Annotated in this window: 16 protein-coding genes; 5 read left to right on the forward strand and 11 right to left on the reverse strand. The window is 74.0% G+C overall.

From position 1 onward, the window contains the following. Positions 1-4: 4 nt before the first annotated feature. Complete coding sequence (locus ACH4D3_RS05420; RefSeq protein ID WP_398316527.1) at positions 5-1,063, reverse strand: fatty acid desaturase family protein; 1,059 nt, start codon at positions 1,061-1,063, stop codon at positions 5-7. A gap of 136 nt (positions 1,064-1,199) precedes the next feature. On the opposite strand from ACH4D3_RS05420, the gene ACH4D3_RS05425 reads away from it, so the two are divergent. Beyond that, positions 1,200-2,132 carry a glutaminase gene (locus tag ACH4D3_RS05425; protein ID WP_398316529.1) on the forward strand — a complete coding sequence of 311 codons (933 nt, stop codon included), beginning with the start codon at positions 1,200-1,202 and terminating at the stop codon, positions 2,130-2,132. An 18-nt stretch (positions 2,133-2,150) separates the two neighbouring features. Here the strand turns inward: ACH4D3_RS05425 and ACH4D3_RS05430 are convergent, their stop codons facing one another. The 3 genes from ACH4D3_RS05430 to ACH4D3_RS05440 form a co-directional block, all read right to left on the reverse strand. Beyond that, the gene (locus ACH4D3_RS05430) at positions 2,151-3,326 is read right to left on the reverse strand and encodes a D-alanyl-D-alanine carboxypeptidase family protein (RefSeq protein ID WP_398316531.1); all 1,176 of its coding nucleotides are present in this window, start codon (positions 3,324-3,326) and stop codon (positions 2,151-2,153) included. A 153-nt stretch (positions 3,327-3,479) separates the two neighbouring features. Continuing rightward, complete coding sequence (rho, locus tag ACH4D3_RS05435) at positions 3,480-4,730, reverse strand: transcription termination factor Rho (protein WP_398316533.1); 1,251 nt, start codon at positions 4,728-4,730, stop codon at positions 3,480-3,482. Between the two features lie 246 nt (positions 4,731-4,976). Beyond that, on the reverse strand, positions 4,977-5,396 hold the full coding sequence (locus ACH4D3_RS05440; RefSeq protein WP_398316535.1) for a nuclear transport factor 2 family protein: 420 nt from the start codon (positions 5,394-5,396) through the stop codon (positions 4,977-4,979). 83 nt (positions 5,397-5,479) lie between these two features. On the opposite strand from ACH4D3_RS05440, the gene ACH4D3_RS05445 reads away from it, so the two are divergent. Continuing rightward, positions 5,480-6,067 carry a PadR family transcriptional regulator gene (locus tag ACH4D3_RS05445; RefSeq protein WP_398316537.1) on the forward strand — a complete coding sequence of 196 codons (588 nt, stop codon included), beginning with the start codon at positions 5,480-5,482 and terminating at the stop codon, positions 6,065-6,067. 4 nt (positions 6,068-6,071) lie between these two features. Beyond that, positions 6,072-6,797 (forward strand): class I SAM-dependent methyltransferase, encoded by a 726-nt coding sequence (locus ACH4D3_RS05450; protein WP_398316539.1) that lies wholly within the window; start codon positions 6,072-6,074, stop codon positions 6,795-6,797. 8 nt (positions 6,798-6,805) lie between these two features. Here the strand turns inward: ACH4D3_RS05450 and ACH4D3_RS05455 are convergent, their stop codons facing one another. The 6 genes from ACH4D3_RS05455 to ACH4D3_RS05480 form a co-directional block, all read right to left on the reverse strand. Next, positions 6,806-7,567 carry a GntR family transcriptional regulator gene (locus ACH4D3_RS05455; protein WP_398316541.1) on the reverse strand — a complete coding sequence of 254 codons (762 nt, stop codon included), beginning with the start codon at positions 7,565-7,567 and terminating at the stop codon, positions 6,806-6,808. A 124-nt stretch (positions 7,568-7,691) separates the two neighbouring features. After that, a complete protein-coding gene (locus tag ACH4D3_RS05460) occupies positions 7,692-8,660 on the reverse strand; it encodes an acetylxylan esterase (protein WP_398316542.1) in 969 nt (322 codons plus the stop codon). 118 nt (positions 8,661-8,778) lie between these two features. Then, the gene (locus ACH4D3_RS05465; RefSeq protein WP_398316544.1) at positions 8,779-9,363 is read right to left on the reverse strand and encodes a hypothetical protein; all 585 of its coding nucleotides are present in this window, start codon (positions 9,361-9,363) and stop codon (positions 8,779-8,781) included. 151 nt (positions 9,364-9,514) lie between these two features. Continuing rightward, the gene (locus tag ACH4D3_RS05470) at positions 9,515-10,234 is read right to left on the reverse strand and encodes a ferredoxin reductase (RefSeq protein ID WP_398316669.1); all 720 of its coding nucleotides are present in this window, start codon (positions 10,232-10,234) and stop codon (positions 9,515-9,517) included. Between the two features lie 49 nt (positions 10,235-10,283). Next, the gene (locus tag ACH4D3_RS05475; protein ID WP_398316546.1) at positions 10,284-10,889 is read right to left on the reverse strand and encodes a sulfite oxidase-like oxidoreductase; all 606 of its coding nucleotides are present in this window, start codon (positions 10,887-10,889) and stop codon (positions 10,284-10,286) included. A 50-nt stretch (positions 10,890-10,939) separates the two neighbouring features. Beyond that, entirely contained in the window at positions 10,940-11,476 is a 537-nt protein-coding gene (locus tag ACH4D3_RS05480; protein WP_398316548.1) for a MarR family winged helix-turn-helix transcriptional regulator, read from the reverse strand. Between the two features lie 261 nt (positions 11,477-11,737). Between ACH4D3_RS05480 and ACH4D3_RS05485 the strand changes: the two genes are divergently transcribed. Further along, positions 11,738-12,580: a putative protein N(5)-glutamine methyltransferase gene (locus ACH4D3_RS05485; protein WP_398316550.1), complete on the forward strand. Its 843-nt coding sequence runs from the start codon at positions 11,738-11,740 to the stop codon at positions 12,578-12,580. Here the strand turns inward: ACH4D3_RS05485 and ACH4D3_RS05490 are convergent. Next, the gene (locus ACH4D3_RS05490; RefSeq protein WP_398316552.1) at positions 12,570-14,678 is read right to left on the reverse strand and encodes a SpoIIE family protein phosphatase; all 2,109 of its coding nucleotides are present in this window, start codon (positions 14,676-14,678) and stop codon (positions 12,570-12,572) included. The genes ACH4D3_RS05485 and ACH4D3_RS05490 overlap by 11 nt on opposite strands. A 256-nt stretch (positions 14,679-14,934) precedes the next feature. Between ACH4D3_RS05490 and ACH4D3_RS05495 the strand changes: the two genes are divergently transcribed. Beyond that, a complete protein-coding gene (locus ACH4D3_RS05495; RefSeq protein ID WP_398316554.1) occupies positions 14,935-15,879 on the forward strand; it encodes a hypothetical protein in 945 nt (314 codons plus the stop codon). Positions 15,880-15,910: the final 31 nt, after the last annotated feature.

Consider the following 15,910-nt stretch of genomic DNA (forward strand, 5'->3'; position numbering starts at 1 on the left):
CCGATCAGGACGCGGCGCGCAGCGGCTCCCCGACGCTCCTCATGTGCCGCAGGGCCTCGCGGTGCGACGCCAGCAGCCCCGTCTGGTGGTAGGGCACGCCCAACTCGGCGCAGTACGCCTCGGTGATGGCCTGGGCCCGGCCGAGGGCGGGGGTCGGCATGCTGGGGAAGAGGTGGTGCTCGATCTGGTAGTTGAGGCCGCCCATGAAGGCGTCGATCAGCGCACCGCCCCGCACGTTGCGGGAGGTCAGGACCTGACGGCGCAGGAAGTCCAGCCGCATGCCCTCCTCGATCATCGGCATGCCCTTGTGGTTGGGGGCGAAGACCGAGCCCAGGTAGATCCCGAACAGGCCCTGGTGGACGGCGAGGAAGACCAGCGCCTTGCCCGGGGAGAGGACGGTGAACAGACCGCCGAAGTACACGGCGAAGTGGACGACGAGCAGCGTGCCTTCCAGGACCGGCCGCTTCACGGCCCGGCTGCCCAGCGCCTTGAAGCTGTTGAAGCTCAGGTTCAGGCCCTCCAGCGTCAACAGCGGGAAGAACAGGGCCGCCTGGTGCTTGCCGATGAACCGGGGGAGCCCGGTCGCCCTGCTGGCCTGGCCCCGTGACCACACCAGGATGTCGGGGGAGACGTCCGGGTCCTTCTCCTCGTGGTTGGGGTTCGCGTGGTGGCGGGTGTGCTTGTTCATCCACCAGCCGTAGCTCATGCCGAGCAGCAGGTTGGCCGCCAGCAGACCGCCCGCCTCGCTGGGGCGCCGGCGCGTGAAGACCTGCCGGTGGGCGAGGTCGTGGGCCGCCAGTCCGAGCTGGCCGAAGACGACGGCGAGCGCCACCGCGACGAACAGCTGGCTCCAGCTGTCCCCCAGGGCGACGAACGCGGCGACACCGCCGGCGAGCGCGAGGGCGACGGCGCCGAAGCGCACGGTGTAGTACAGCGGGCGGCGCCGGAGCAGCCCCGCGCCGGCTATGCGCCGGGAGAGTTCGGAAAAGTCGCTTCCCCTTTCGCGATCCTTCTCCTGTGCGGGCGTGGGCAGGCTCTCGACGAGCACCGTTGGGTTGGCCATGCGCCACAGTATGTGGGCTGCGCGTCCGGCGGGGGGATGGCGGCTACCCCCGAAGTGGGGGTGTGGCCAGCACCACCCCGGTGCGGGGGTCCACCCACCGTGGGCCTCCCGCCGCCCGGACCGGCCCGGAGGGACAATGGCGATCATGAACACACCGACGACCTTCCGGCCGGTCCTGGAGCGCATCGCCGAGGAGATCGAGCGGACCCCGGGCAGCGGCCGGCCCGCCGACTACATCCCCGCCCTCGCCGCCCGCGACCCGCGCCGCTTCGGCATGGCCGTCGCCGAACCGGACGGCACGGTCTACGGCGTGGGGGACTGGCGGGAGCCGTTCTCCGCGCAGTCCCTCACCAAGGTCTTCACCCTCGCCCTCGACCTGGCCAGGGAGGGCGACGCCCTGTGGGAGCACGTGGGCCGCGAGCCGTCCGGCAACCCGTTCAACTCCCTGGTGCAGCTGGAGTACGAGAACGGCATCCCGCGCAACCCGTTCATCAACGCGGGCGCCCTCGTCGTCACCGACCGGCTGCACACCCGCACCGGTGACGCGGCCGGCGAACTGCTCGCCTTCCTGCGCGCCGAGAGCGGCAACCCGGACCTCACCCACGACGAGGAGGTCGCCGCCTCCGAGGCCGCGCACGGCGACCGGAACGCCGCGCTGGCGCACTTCATGGCGTCCTACGGCAACATCGACAACCCGGTGCCGGTGCTCCTGGACCAGTACTTCCGCCAGTGCTCCGTCGCCGCGTCCTGCGCCGACCTCGCCCTGGCCACCGGCTTCCTGGCCCGGCACGGCATCCGCGCCGACGGCACCCGGCTGCTCAGCCGCAGCCGGGCCAAGCAGATCAACGCGGTGATGCTGACCTGCGGGACCTACGACGCGGCCGGCGACTTCGCGCACCGGGTGGGTCTGCCGGGCAAGAGCGGGGTCGGCGGCGGCATCATCGCGGTGGTGCCGGGGCACTGCACGCTGTGCGTGTGGAGCCCCGGCCTGGACGAGCGGGGCAACTCGGTGGCCGGGGTGGCGGCCCTGGACCGCTTCACGACGCTCACGGGGCTGTCGGTGTTCTGAACGTGCCCGGCGCTCTGGTCAACTTCCGTCGTCCCGGACGAGCTTGAGCCGCAGGGTGAGCGCCATGACGCCCGCGCCGAGCGCCGCGACACCGAGGATCGCGCCCGTCTCCGGCCAGCCCGGAGCGTCCTCGGCCGGCTTCGCCGCGGTCACCGCCACGGGGACGGCCTGCGGTCCCTGCCGGGGCCGGTCGCCCCCGGGGACCAGCGAGCCCACCGGGTCGACCTCGCCGGCCGCCTCGAAGCCCCAGTCGAGCAGTGCCCGGGCCTCCTCGTAGACGGCGTGGCCGCCGCCCTCCTGCGGGTTCATCACCGTGACGACCAGGGTCCGTCCGTCGCGGCGGGCGGCGGCGATGAGCGTGTTGCCCGCGTTGCTGGTGTAGCCGTTCTTCACCCCGATCAGCCCCGGGTACGGCTCCACGCCGTCGGCCCCGGTGAGCAGCCGGTTGGTGTTCATGATCCCGTACGAACTCCCGTCGCGGCCGGGGAACATCGCGTCGACCTTGGCGCAGTACCGCGCGAAGTCGGGGCGCCGCAGCCCCTCCCGGCCGAAGACGGCCAGGTCGTACGCGGAGGAGACCTGGCCCGGGGCGTCGTACCCGTCGGGCGAGCGGACGTGGGTGTCGAGGGCGCCGAGCGCGCGGGCCTCGGCCTGCATCCGGGCCGCCGTGGCGCTCCAGCCGCCGGTGAGCGAGGCGAGCACGTGCACGGCGTCGTTCCCGGAGTTGAGGAACACGCCGTTCCACAGGTCGGAGACGCGGTACGTCTGGCCCTCGACCACACCGACCAGGCTGCTGCCCGGACCGATGCCGGACAGGTCCTCGGGGTCCACCTCGTGCCGGATGCCGCCCGGCAGCGCGGGCAGCACCGTGAGCGCGAACAGCGTCTTGAGGGTGCTGGCCGGGGGCAGCTCGCGGTGCGCGTCGTTCGCCGCCAGCACGTCGCCCGTACCGGCGTCGGCCACGACCCAGGACAGAGCGGAGACTTCGGGAACCCGGGGCGCCGCGGGGTGCGGCCGGACCTGTGTGCCGGAGCGGTACAGCGGCGACGACGGGGCCGCCGCCGCACTACCGGGCGGACCGGGGTCCGGCCGCGCCGCGCGGGCGGCCGCGGTGGCGGGCACGAGTGTCAGCAGTCCTGCCGCGCAGAGCAGGCAGGTGGATCGAACCGCCCGGGATGAGAATCCGATAGTCATACCGCAAACGTAGGAACGGCCCCTCACACCGCCACGCTGACCGGGCCGGGTCCGCCCCGCAACCACCCGGATGCCGTAGCGCGGGCCGAGCGGCGGTGTCGGCCGGTCCCGTCGGCGGCCGGTCCCGTCGGCGGCCGGTGCCGTCGGCGGGTGTCAGCCGGCGGGCAGCGTCGGCTGGACCTGCCGCAGGAACGTGGCGTTGTCCGGCGTCCGGCGCAACCGCTCCAGCAGGGTCTCCAGGCCGGACTGCCCGTCCCGGGCCAGCAGGGCCCGCCGCAGCCCGCGCACGGCACTCGTCTCGGCAGCGGACAGCAGCAGCTCCTCGCGCCGGGTGCCCGAGCCGACCGGCTCGACGGCGGGGAAGACCCGGCGGGAGGCCGGCTCCCGGCTCAGCCGCAGTTCCATGTTGCCGGTGCTCTTCAGCTCCTCGAAGTAGAAGTCGTCGGCACGCGAGCCGGTCTCGACCAGGGCGGTGGCGAGGATGGTGAGGGAACCGCCCTCCTCCGTCTTGCGGGCCGCGCCGAAGAACCGCTTGGGACCCAGCAGCGCCCCGGCGTCGACGCCGCCGCTGAGCGTGCGGCCGCCGGAGGAGGCGGCGTTGTTGTGCGCCCTGCACAGCCGGGTGAGGGAGTCGAGGAGGATGACGACGTCCTCCCCGGCCTCGACGAGCCGCTTGGCCCGCTCGATCACCAGCTCGGCGAGGGCGATGTGCTGCTTGGCGCTCCGGTCGAAGGTCGAGGAGTACACCTCGCCCCGCACCGAGCGCCGCATGTCGGTGACCTCCTCGGGGCGTTCGTCGAGCAGCACCACCATCAGCCGGGCCCCGGGGTGGTTGCCGGCCACCGCGGCGGCGATCTGCTGGAGGAGGACGGTCTTGCCGGTCTTCGGCGGGGCGACGATCAGTCCGCGCTGGCCCTTGCCGACCGGGGCGATCAGATCGACGACGCGTCCGGCGAGACCGGCCGCGGGGTGTTCGAGCCGCAGCCGCTCGTGCGGGTGCAGCGGGGTCAGGTCGGCGAAGTGCCGCCGTCGGCCCCGCGGGTCGGGTGTACGCCCGTTGACGCGGACGACGTCGGTCAGGGTGCGCCGGTCGCCGCACACCCCCTCGACGAGGTCGCCCCTGCGCAGCCCGTGCCGGCGGATCAGCGCGGGGGAGAGGGCGGGGTCGGTCGGCTCGGGCTGGAGGTTCTCGCCGCGCAGGCGCCCCTTGCCGCCCGCTTCGATGTCGAGGACACCGCTCGTGATGTCGGCCGGGGAGTGCTGTACAGGGGGGTGTTCGAGTGTGGTGGTCATGTGGTCGGTCCTTTCGAGGACACGGGCATGGGACATGCGGAAGGAAGGGGAGAGCCGCGCGAGGGGTCGGACGACACGCCTGCGGACGGCGGGGAACAGCACCTCGGACATGGTGGGGACGGGGCCCCGCTCACGAGGTCGTGCTGAGAAGCGGACGCGCCGGTCGCATCAGGACGGGCGGGTCTGCGAACCGAAGGGAAACTGGCACCGGCGCCCGATCAAGGCGGGCGTACACAAGTGCTGACTGCACCATACCACGGTGTGCCGTGGCGGTGCGGGTGGGACGCGTCACGTCCCACCCGCCGCAACGCGGCCGGTGCGCGGTCTGTTCCGTCTTCCGCGATGTCCGTGCCGGGCTCAGCCCGCCGAACGCGTCCGAGTCTCCTGCGTCTCCTGCGTCTCCTGCGCGATCCGCTCGAACTGCGCGGCCATGGCCGCCTGCAGGGCCTGGGCGCCCGACAGTGGACGCACCATCACGGTCAGTTCGTCGATGCGGCCGGACGCGTCCAGGTGCAGGAAGTCGCAGCCGCTGATCTCGCGGTCGCCGACCCGCGCAGTGAAGAGCAGGGCGTGGTCGCGGCCGTCCGCCTCGCCGATGACCCGCTCGTAGCGGAAGTCCTCGAAGACGCGCTCGACCGCGCGCAGGATCGCCGCCGTGATCGCCTTGCCCCGGTAGGGCTTGAAGACGACGGGGCTGGTGAAGACCACGTCGTCGGCCAGCAGTGCTTCGACGGCGGCCATGTCGTGTGCCTCCACCGCCGTGCGGAATGCCCGCATCGCAACTCCTCCTTGATACTCAACTATATGAATAGGTGCGGAGTAGAGTAGTCGGACACCTCCATGCTTGCTAGCGTGTCGACATGTCTCTCAAGTACGCCGTCCTGGCCGCCCTGCTGGAGGGCGAGGCCTCGGGCTACGAGCTGTCCAAGGTGTTCGACGTGTCGCTCGCCAACTTCTGGCCCGCCACGCCGCAGCAGCTCTACCGGGAGCTGGAGCGCCTCGCGGGCGACGGACTCATCGAGGCCCGGACCGTGCCGCAGGAACGCAGGCCCACCAAGCGGCTGTTCTCGCTCACCGGGGCGGGCCGGGAGCAGCTCGGCGCATTCGCCGCCGCGCCGACCCGGCGGCCCACCGCCATCCGCGACGAGTTCCTGATCAAGATGCAGGCCATGGACGGCGTCGACCCGGCGGCGGTCCGCGCCCTGGTCGAGGAGCGAAGGGCCTGGGCGCTGGGCAAACTCGCCCGCTACGAGCGGGTGCGCGAACGCCTCCTGGACGGCCGCACCGAGGAGGAACACCTCCGGGACGCCGACCGCGTCGGGCCCTACCTCACCCTGGCCGCCGGCATCACGTTCGAGCGGGAGAACGCCCGCTGGTGCGAGCGCGTACTCGCCGTGCTCGACGAGCGCCGCGCTCCCGCGGGGCCCGCCGGACAGGCCCTAGGCTGACCGGATGTTCAGCCCCGAAGGTCCCACCCTGCGCGAACTCGCCGTCCAGGCACTGTCCTCGGTCGAGCGCGGCTACGACCTGCTCGCCCCGAAGTTCGACCACACCCCGTACCGGACGCCGGACCGGGTGCTGGACGCCGTGGCCCGCGGACTGGAGCCGCTGGGGCCCTTCGCCGCCGGACTCGACCTGTGCTGCGGCACCGGCGCGGGCGTCGAGGTGCTGGCCCGGGTGTGCCAACGGGGCGTGACCGGGGTGGACTTCAGCGCGGGCATGCTGGAGGTCGCGCGCGGGCGCACCCTGCCACCGGGTCCGGCGGTCTCCTGGGTGCGCGCGGACGCCCGCGCCCTGCCCTTCGGCCCCGCCTTCGACCTCGTGGTGAGCTTCGGGGCGTTCGGGCACTTCCTGCCCCGCGAACTGCCGGGCCTGTTCGGCCAGGTGCGCTCCGTGCTCCGGCCGGACGGCTGCTTCGCCTTCCCCGTCGTCGCCCCGCCCCGGCCCGGCTCCCCGGGGTACTGGACGCTGCTCGGCTTCGACGCGGCGATGCGGGTGCGCAACGCGCTGTGGCGGCCGCCGTTCGTCATGTACTACCGGACGTTCCGGCTCGGGGACGTGGGCCGCGAGCTGTCGCGGGCCGGCTTCCGGACGGACCTGCACGACCTGCCCGAGTTCGGACACCGCCCCGACGGCAGCCCGCGGGTCCGGCTGGTCGTCGCCCGCCGACTCCCGTAGGCGACGCGTCAGCCGGCCGCCGGCAGCGTGAACTCGTAGACCAGGGCATCCTGCCGGGTGTCCACCAGCAGGTCCGTGATCTCCAGCGGTCGCGCGTACTGGTCGTGCACCCGCCGCACGACCCGGACCGACGCGGTGTCGGGCTGGAGCGTGATGGTGTCCCGGTGATGCAGTGTCAGGCCCGCGCGGCGCATCCAGTCGTAGGCCCGCCGCAACTGCGCGCAGGCGACCCCGTCGGCCCGGTCGCGATAGCGGGCCAGTTCCTCGACCTCGGCCAGTGCCACGGCGGAAAACGATGTCACCGCGGTCCGCCTGCCGTTGCCTCCGGCCGCCGCCGACGTGTAGTGGTGCATCAGGGTCGGCCGGCCCGGCACCAGCCCCAGCGCCGCGGCGTGCTCCGGTGGCGGCGTCCCCCAGACGACGGTGGCACGGTCGCCGGTGCGCGGCTCCGCCGCCCGGGCGCCGACCGGGAAGACCAGGGGCGCCGCACTTCCGGCCGGCGGCCCCGGCAGGGCGACGTGGCTGCCCCGCCGGTCGGTGCTGAGCAGACCGTCGCGGCGCAGCACGTCCAGGGCCTGCCGCACGGTCTCCCGGCTGACTCCGAAGTGCTCCGCCAGCCGGCGCTCGCCGGGCAGCCGTTCGCCCGGGGGGACGGTCCCGTCGCGCAACCCGCCGAGCAGTTGGTCCGCCACCCGCCGGTACAGGGGCGGCGGGGCGTCGGCGGGTGCCGGATCGGCGGGGGGCGGGTCGTGCGGGGTGGTGCGGGCCATGCCGCGCCTCCTGTTGATGACGTACGGTAGCCACGCGGGCTCGGTGCGCCACCAGAACTACCATTGGTCTAAACCAGCAGGGAAGTCCGGTCCGCCGGTTCGGCCGAAACCCCACCCACCGGCCTCAGGTGTGGCGGCTCAGCCAGCGCAGCTTCGCGGCCTCCTGGTACGGCCCGCCGCCCTCGTGATCATTGAAGTCGTACACCTCGATCGTCCGGTCCTCGTGCGTCCAGGCGTTGAACGCGGCGAAAACGGTCGACGGCGGGCAGGTCTGGTCCTCCAGGGCCGCCGAGAACAGCGCCGGGGCCCGGCCCCGCGCCGCGAAGTGCACGCCGTCGAAGTAGGACAGCGTGCGCAGCGCGTCCCCGGTCCGGCCGCGGTGGGTCTTCAGATACAGGCCGACCTCGCGGTAGGGGTGCCGGTCGGTGAGCGTGGTCGCGCGCGGGAAGTCGCACAGGAACGGCACGTCCGGCGCGACGGCGACCAGGTCCGGCACCAGGCCGCCCACCGCTATCGTGATGCCGCCGCCCTGGCTGGCGCCCAGCGCGACCGTGCGGGCCGGGTCGGCCAGCGGATGCGAACGGGCCGCCTCCACCGCGCGCACGGCGTCGGTGAAGACCCGGCGGTAGTAGTAGTTCTCCGGAGCGTCCAGACCGCGGGTCATGAACCCCGGATACGCGGGCGTGCCGCCGACGGGGTCCGCGGTGCCGCCACCGCCGCCCCAGGCGCTGCCCTGACCCCGGGTGTCCATCACGAAGTGGGCCCGCCCGGTGGACGCCCACAGCAGGTGCTCGTGCGGCAGCCCGCGCCCGCCGCCGTACCCGACGAACTCCACGACCAGCGGCAACGGCTCGGTCGCCGCGGCCGGCAGGATCAGCCAGCCCTTCACCGGGTGGCCGCCGAACCCGGCGAACGTCACGTCGTACACCCGCACCGTGGACAGTCCCGTCTCGACCGGTTCGAAACGGGCGTCCAGCTCGTGCTCGCGGGCCTCGGCCAGTGTCTTGCTCCAGAACGCGTCGAAGTCCTCGGGCTCGGCCGACGCACTGCGGTAGGCGCGGAGCTCGTCGAGCGGAAGATCGAACAGGGCCATCGAGAACCGCCTTTGCGGAGAGACGCGCTAGACCGTACGGGTGATCGCACGGTACGTGAGCGGCACGCGGAAACGCCAGGTCCGGCCGCCCTCGGGAACCGCGCGGGCGGGGGTGCCGTCAGGCCCGGCGGTGGGTCCACTGCGGCTCAGTGAGCGCCCAGTCGCGATCCCACTCCGCCATGCGGTGACGCAGGGCCACCGCGCGTACGGCACGGTGCGCCAGGAGCACCGTGAGCACCGTCCCGATGGTCGTGAACGAGCCGATGGTGGCGCTGTGCTGCCAGATCTCCGCACCGTCCGACGGCGGGGGCACGCTCTGGCCGCGGGAGTTCAGCCACACGTCGACGGTCTCACCGTGCCGGGTGTCGGCCGGCACCCGCGCCGTGGTGCTCTTCTCCGTGCCGTCCGGTGCCTTCCAGTGGACGGTCGCACGGTAGGAGTGCTGTCCGCCGAGCTGTCCCGTCGACAGGGTGCCGGGGGTGCGGTCCACCACCGTGGCACGGACCTGGTGCCGCTCGGCCCGCTGCTCCGCGACGATCGCCTGCGCCTGCCCGTAGCCCCACCACGCGGTGGCGGCGCCGAGCACCGGCGCGCCCACGAACAGCAGGAGGGCGACGACCACCTTGGTCCACGCCTCGACGACGTCCGACCGGCGCCGCAGCGGATTGCGCCGCCGGGGCCGGCCGCGTACCCGGGTTCGCATGTCGACCTCCCCGCGATCACCGCGACCGGAGGAGCGGACGGACGGCCGTCGAGCGCGGGGGCCGTCGCGCCTTCGAGTCGCGCCACGTGTGCGAGTGCCCGCACTGGACTGGTACCCACTCCTGCGGGCCTCGCTCACGAACCGGGCGGGATCAGCCGAAGCGTTCGATCCGGATCCGGTCCACCGGCTGTCCGGCCGCCACCAGCAGCCGCGACGCGTGCTCCGCGAACGCGTTCGACCCGCACACGTAGGCCTCCCAGCCGCCGGCGGGCGGCTCGGCGAGGAGCGGCGCCACGTGCGCGGACGCCAGCCGGCCCACGGGCGTCCCGGCCGGCGCGGTGCGGGTGAACACGGGTGTCGTCTCCGCGCCGAACTCACCGGCGTAGATCAGCTCCTCGGGGCCGCGCGCGGACACCAGGAGCCGCAGCGGCACGGTGAGCCCCCGCGCCCGGTGGTGCCGCACCATCGACATCAGCGGTACGACCCCGGACCCGGCGCCGAGCAGCAGGGCGGGCCGGTCACCCGGCCAGGCGAAGAAGCCGCTGAGCGGGCCGCGCACCTCGATCTCGTCGCCGGGCCGCGCCACCGAGTGGAACCAGCCGGACACCTCCCCGTCGGGCACCCGGTCCAGGGTCAGCTCGATGTGCCCGGACCCGTCCGGGGCGGACGCCAGCGAGTAGTGGCGCTGGGCCCGGTAGCCGTCCGCGGCGGTGAGCCGCAGCATCAGGTGCTGGCCGGGCAGGTGGCCCGCCCAGCCGGGCACGGCGAGGCGGAAGGTCGACGCGCGGGGCGTCTCGCGGCGGATCCCGGTGAGCGTGGCGGTCTGCCAGCTCCCGGCCACCTCACCGTTCACCTCGATGCGCCCGGGCACGGCGAACCGCGCCCAGGGAGTGAAGGCCCCTGTCGTGGGCGTGGCCGTCTCAGTCACCGGAGTACCGCTGCTCCTCCCAGGGATTGCCGCGGGCGTGATAGCCGTTCTGCTCCCAGAAACCCGGCTCGTCGTGGTCGAGCAGTTCGAGCCCCGCGATCCACTTCACGCTCTTCCAGAAGTACAGATGCGGGACCACCAGCCGCGCCGGACCGCCGTGCTCGGGGGCGAGCGGCCGCCCGTCGTACTCCCACACGATCCAGGCCCGTCCGCCGGTCAGGTCCGCGAGCGGCAGGTTCGCGGTGTAGCCGGTGTGCGCGTGGGCGACGGCGTGGGTGGCCGACGGCAGCGGACCGGCCGAGTCCAGGAAGGCGTCCAGCGACACGCCCCCGAACCGCACCCCGAACTTCGACCAGCCGGTGACGCAGTGGATGTCGCCCGCGTACCCGGAGGCCGGCAGCAGGCGCGCCCCGGCCAGGTCCCAGGTGCGGGGCTCGGCCACCAGACCGCCCACGCGGAAGGTCCAGTCGGCGGGCGCGATCTCGGGCGTGACCTCGGCGGACAGCACGGGCCAGTCGTCGCCCGCGTCGTACTGGCCGGGCGGCAGCCCCGGCCGGGCGGCGCGCGGACGCCCGGTGAAGCCTCGGGTGGTGTTCATGCGGTGGGGCCTTTCGGGCCGTCGGGGCGGGTGGCCGGCGGCCGGCGTGATCAGTGCGTACTCGTCCAACCGTACGTGTCCGCAGGCGCTGCCCGGTCCCGCTCCCGGTCCGGGGCCGCGTCCGGCCACGCGTTGTACCGCTCCAGGTACGCGGCGAAGCGGAGCAGCTCCTCCTCGGGCCAGTCGGCGAGCCGCTCCCGGAAGGCGGCCCGCCGCCGCTCGGTGACCCGGTCCAGTACGTGCCGTCCGGACTCGGTCAGATGCAGGACCTGGACGCGGTGGTCGTCCGGGTCGACGCGCCGCTCGATCAGCCCGGCGCGCTCCAGCGCGGACACCTGGCGGCTGACGGTGGACTTGTCCAGGGCGTAGTGCGCGGCCAGGTCCGTGGCCCGGCGGCCGTCCCGCTCCTCCAGATGCCCGAGCAGCGTGTACGACACCAGCGACAGCTCCGGGTGCATACGGCCCGCCGAGGCGCGGGCCCGGCGGGCGAAGACCGTCATCTCGCGCTGGATGGTCTCCACGGCCGTGTCCGCGGGGCATCCGCCGGGAACGGCGGTCGTCTCGTCCGGTGTCTCGGCAGCCGTCACAGCTCCTCCTCCGCGTTGCTGGTTGCACAGTACAACTTTGACGGGGAGGTCCCGGGAGTCAACCGCCCGCGGGAGCTCTCGGGCTCTGATCATTGGGGTAGTGTGTCCGTCGGCCGCGGACCGCCCCGGCCGTCGGACGACCGGGAGGTGAGACCGATTACCGCTGTGTCGGCCCGGGTGCTCTCACCTCACCGCAGTGCGGTCGCCGGAGACGAGTGACCGCGAGAGCGCCCTTCGGTTCCCGAAAGGCTCTCGGCTTCCATGCCTCCCACGCTCCCCGCTTCGCCCACCCCGGCGTCCTCCCCCGCGCCCTCCGCTCCCTTCTCCGCGTCCCTTCCGTCGCCCGACGCCGTCGTGGCCGCGCTGCGCGCCGCCGGCTGCGTCTTCGCCGAGGACGAGGCCGCGCTCATCCTGACCGCCGCCCGCACCGCCGCCGGCCTCACCGCGCTGGTCGACCGCCGCGTCAGCGGCCTGCCCCTGGAACTCGTCCTGGGCTGGGCCGAGTTCCGCGGCCTGCGCATCGCGGTCGCGCCCGGTGTCTTCGTGCCCCGCCGCCGGACCGAGTTCCTGGTCTCCGAGGCCCTGGCCCACGCACCGCACGCGCACGTCGTCGTGGACCTGTGCTGCGGGTCCGGGGCCGTCGGAGCGGCACTGGCGGTCGCCCTGGACCGGCCCGAGGTGCATGCCGCCGACGTCGATCCGGCGGCCGTGCGCTGCGCCCGCGGCAACCTCGCGGACGCGGGCGGCCGGGTGTACGCCGGTGACCTGTTCGACGCGCTGCCCGACGCCCTGCGCGGCCGGGTGGACATCCTCGCGGCCAACGTGCCGTACGTGCCCACCGGCGAGGTCGCCCTGCTGCCCGCCGAGGCGCGCGACCACGAGCCGCTGGCCGCCCTCGACGGCGGCACCGACGGCCTCGACGTGCTGCGCCGGGTCGCGGCCGCGGCGCCCGGCTGGCTCGCCCCGGGCGGCTGCCTGCTGGTCGAGACGAGCGAACGCCAGGCACCCGACGCCATCGACGCCTTCGCCAGGGCCGGTCTGGCGCCCCGCCTCGCGGTCTGCGAGGAGCTGTACGCCCACGTGGTGATCGGCGTCAGGGACTGAGCGTCCCGCCGTCGCGCCGCGCCGGTGGTGTGACCCGGGCGATCAGCAGGGCCACGTCGTCGGAGTTCTCCGGCTCGTGCAGGGTGCGCAGCAGCAGGTCGCAGACCTCCTCCAGCGGGCGGTCCGGGCCCTCCAGCAGGGCCAGGAGCGCGTCCAGCCGCTCGTCCAGCGGATGCCTGCGCGTCTCGACCAGGCCGTCGGTGTAGAACACCAGCCGGTCGCCCGGCTCCAGGCCGACCTCGGTGGTGGAGAAGGCGACGCCGCCCACCCCGAGCGGCACCCCGGTGGGCAGGTCGAGCAGCTCGGGCGGCCTGCCCGCGCGCAGACGGACCGGGGGCAGGTGCCCCGCGTTGGCGATCAGGCACTGCCGCAGGTGCGGGTCGTGGACGGCGTACAGGCAGGTGGCGATGGCCTGGTCCAGGCCCGCCGTGGTCCGCTCCAGGTGTCCGAGCAGCTGCGCGGGGTCCAGCTCCAGGGCGGCCAGCGTGTTCGTCGCGGTGCGCAGCCGCCCCATGGAGGCCGCCGCCGCGATGCCGCTGCCCATCACGTCGCCCACCACGAGCGCGGTCCTGCCGCCCGCCAGCTCGATCACGTCGAACCAGTCGCCGCCGACCTCGCTGGTGCCCCCGGCCGGCTGGTACCGGGAGGCGACCTCGAGACCGCCCGTCACCGGCGGATGGCTGGGCAGCAAGCTGCGCTGGAGGGTGAGGGCGGTGTCGCGGGCGTTCTGGTACCAGCGGGCGTTGTCGATCTGCAGCGCCGCCCGCGCGGCCAGCTCCCGGGCCAGCAGCAGGTCGTCCTCGTCGAACGGCAGCGGGTTGGAGATCCGCTTCAGATCCAGCGCGCCGAGCACCTCGCCCCGCGCGATCAGCGGCACGGCCAGGTACGAGTGAACGCCCGCCCGGCGCAGCAGCTCGGCCGCCTCCGGCGAGCGGGCGATGCGTCCCAGGTCCTCCCGCGTCACCCGGGAAACCAGCACCGGCCGGGCGGTGCGCACACACTCGGTGACCAGGCGGTCCGGTCCGTACCGGGCGACGCCGCCGGGCGGGTCGGCGGCCCGCAGGGCGTCCCGGGCCCCGTCGTCCGCGCGCACGGCCAGCGCCCTGATCACCGCCGGTTCGGCCGGCCCCAGGGTGCTGCGGCGGCCCTCCACCACGGCGTCCAGCAGATCCACGGCGGCGAGGTCCGCGAGGCCGGCCACCGCCACGTCGGCCAGCTCGTACGCGGTACGGTCCAGCCGCAGCGTGGTACCGATCCGGGCGGAGGCGTCCGCCACGGCGGCGAGCCGGCGCCGCGCGCCCTCGGCCTCGGCGGCCGTCCGGTACTGCTCGGTCACGTCGACGATCGAGACGGCCACCCCCAGCACGGCGCCCAGGGAGTCCTCCAGCCGGTACAGCGACACCGACCAGGTGTGCTCCTCGTCCGGGTCGGCGGGCGTCCGTCCGGTCGCGGGCCGGTCGACCACCGGGCGCCCGGTCTCCAGCACCTCGCGCGCAGCCGCCTCCAGCGGGTCGGCGTCCACCTGCGGCAGCAGCTCACGGACCGTCCGGCCGAGGTGCTCCTCGGCGGGGATGCCGTTGAGCCGCTCCAGGGCCGGGTTGACCGAGACGTACCGCAGGTCGGTGTCCAGGACGGCCAGCCCGATCGGGGACTGCATGATCACCCTCGTGGACAGGGCCACGTCCCGCTCCAGCCGGCGCACCGTCGACCGGTCGGCCGCGAGCCCCAGGGCGTAGACGCCGCCGCGGTCGTCGAGCAGCCGCATGTTGCGGAACTCGACCAGCCGGGTGCTGCCGTCCTTGTGCCGGACGGGGAAGGCGCCCGCCCAGCTCCGGCCGGTCTTCATGACGTCCTCGAACAGCCGCACCACCAGGTCGAGATGACGTTCGTGGACCATGATGCGGGCGGCGTACTGCCCCAGCGCCTCCGGGGCGGACCAGCCGAACAGCTCCTCGGCCTGCGGACTCCACAGGACGATCCGGCCCTCGGTGTCCAGCACGATCGAGGCCACGTTCAGCAGGTCGAGCAGGCCGCTGGGCCGCACGGGGCCGCGAGGCGACGGCTCGCCCGCGAACCCGGCAGACCCCGCTGCACCCATCCCACGCCCCGCCTTCACCGTCCGACGCGGCACGCCCTTCGACACCGCCCCCCTGTTCTACCGCGTTCCATCGCGTGCAGGGCCGGTTCCGCCGGGGCTCCGCCGTCTCCTCCCAGCATCTCCCGGCAGGCCGGGGGCCGCCGCACGAAGCGCGTCCGGAGTTGGTCTGTACATGCCGTCCATGGACGGTCCAGACTGTGCGCCGAGTGTCTCCCGCCCGCCCGTGCCGCCCGGTCACCCCCACCGAGGAGCCCCCATGCCCCTGCGCGCCCGGCAACGTTGTCACACCGTCCTGACCGGACTCGCCGTCCTCGCCCTCTCCGTCGCCCTCGCGGGTCCGGCACAGGCGGACGCCCTGGTTCCCGCCGCAGACGCCCTGGTTCCCGCCGCAGACGCCTCGGCCCCCGCCGCAGACGCCCGCACCGCCGACACCTGGACCGAGGTGGGCTCCGACCGGGCCGACCCGCTGACCGAGAGCCAGGGCCTGGCCTCGGTCGAGGTCCCGGCCGGCAGCCCCAACCGCTACACCGGGATCGGCACCATCCCGTTCGGCCTCAGCACCCGCGGCTGGAACCACGTCGGCGACCCGGACGCGTCCTACGACGGCCACTACGTCGAGCCGTACCAGCGCGACGACGGGAACACGAAGATGTTCCGCGTGCAGGCACCGGACGGGAGCTGGTCGGAGTACGTGCACACGCTGAGCCCCGGGGAGGCGCTGAACAACTCGTGGTCCGCCGTCTCGCCCGACGGGCAGTGGATGCTGGCGGGGGAGTGGGGCACCATGAACCGGCTGCTGGTCTTCCCGAACCCGGGCGTCAACCCCGCCACCTCTCCCTCGGAGAACCTTCCGCAGGCGGCCACCGTCCACCTGGACCACGCCGTGCGCGACGTCCAGGGCTGCGACTTCCTGGACGCCACCACGCTGCTGTGCTCCTCCGACGACCCGGAGGGCGCGCTGTTCGGCATCACCAAGCCGCTTCTGCGGATCGACCTGTCGGCGGCGCCGAACGGCACCGCCGACGTCACCGGACACGTCACCGCGCTGCGGCAGCTGCCCCTGCGCAGCGCCTGCTCGGGCGGCTTCGAGGCGGAGGGCATCGACTACGACCGGCGCACCGGCACCCTGCGCGTGATCGTCGTGTCGCCGGGCTTCTGCGTGCTCACGGACAGCAAGACGTACCGGTTCACCCGCGGCTGACCCGGTCCCCTTCGCGCCGGGCCGCCGGTGG

The organism is Streptomyces sp. NPDC018026 (assembly GCF_044327745.1).
Classification (GTDB): Bacteria; Actinomycetota; Actinomycetes; order Streptomycetales; family Streptomycetaceae; genus Streptomyces; species Streptomyces rubrogriseus.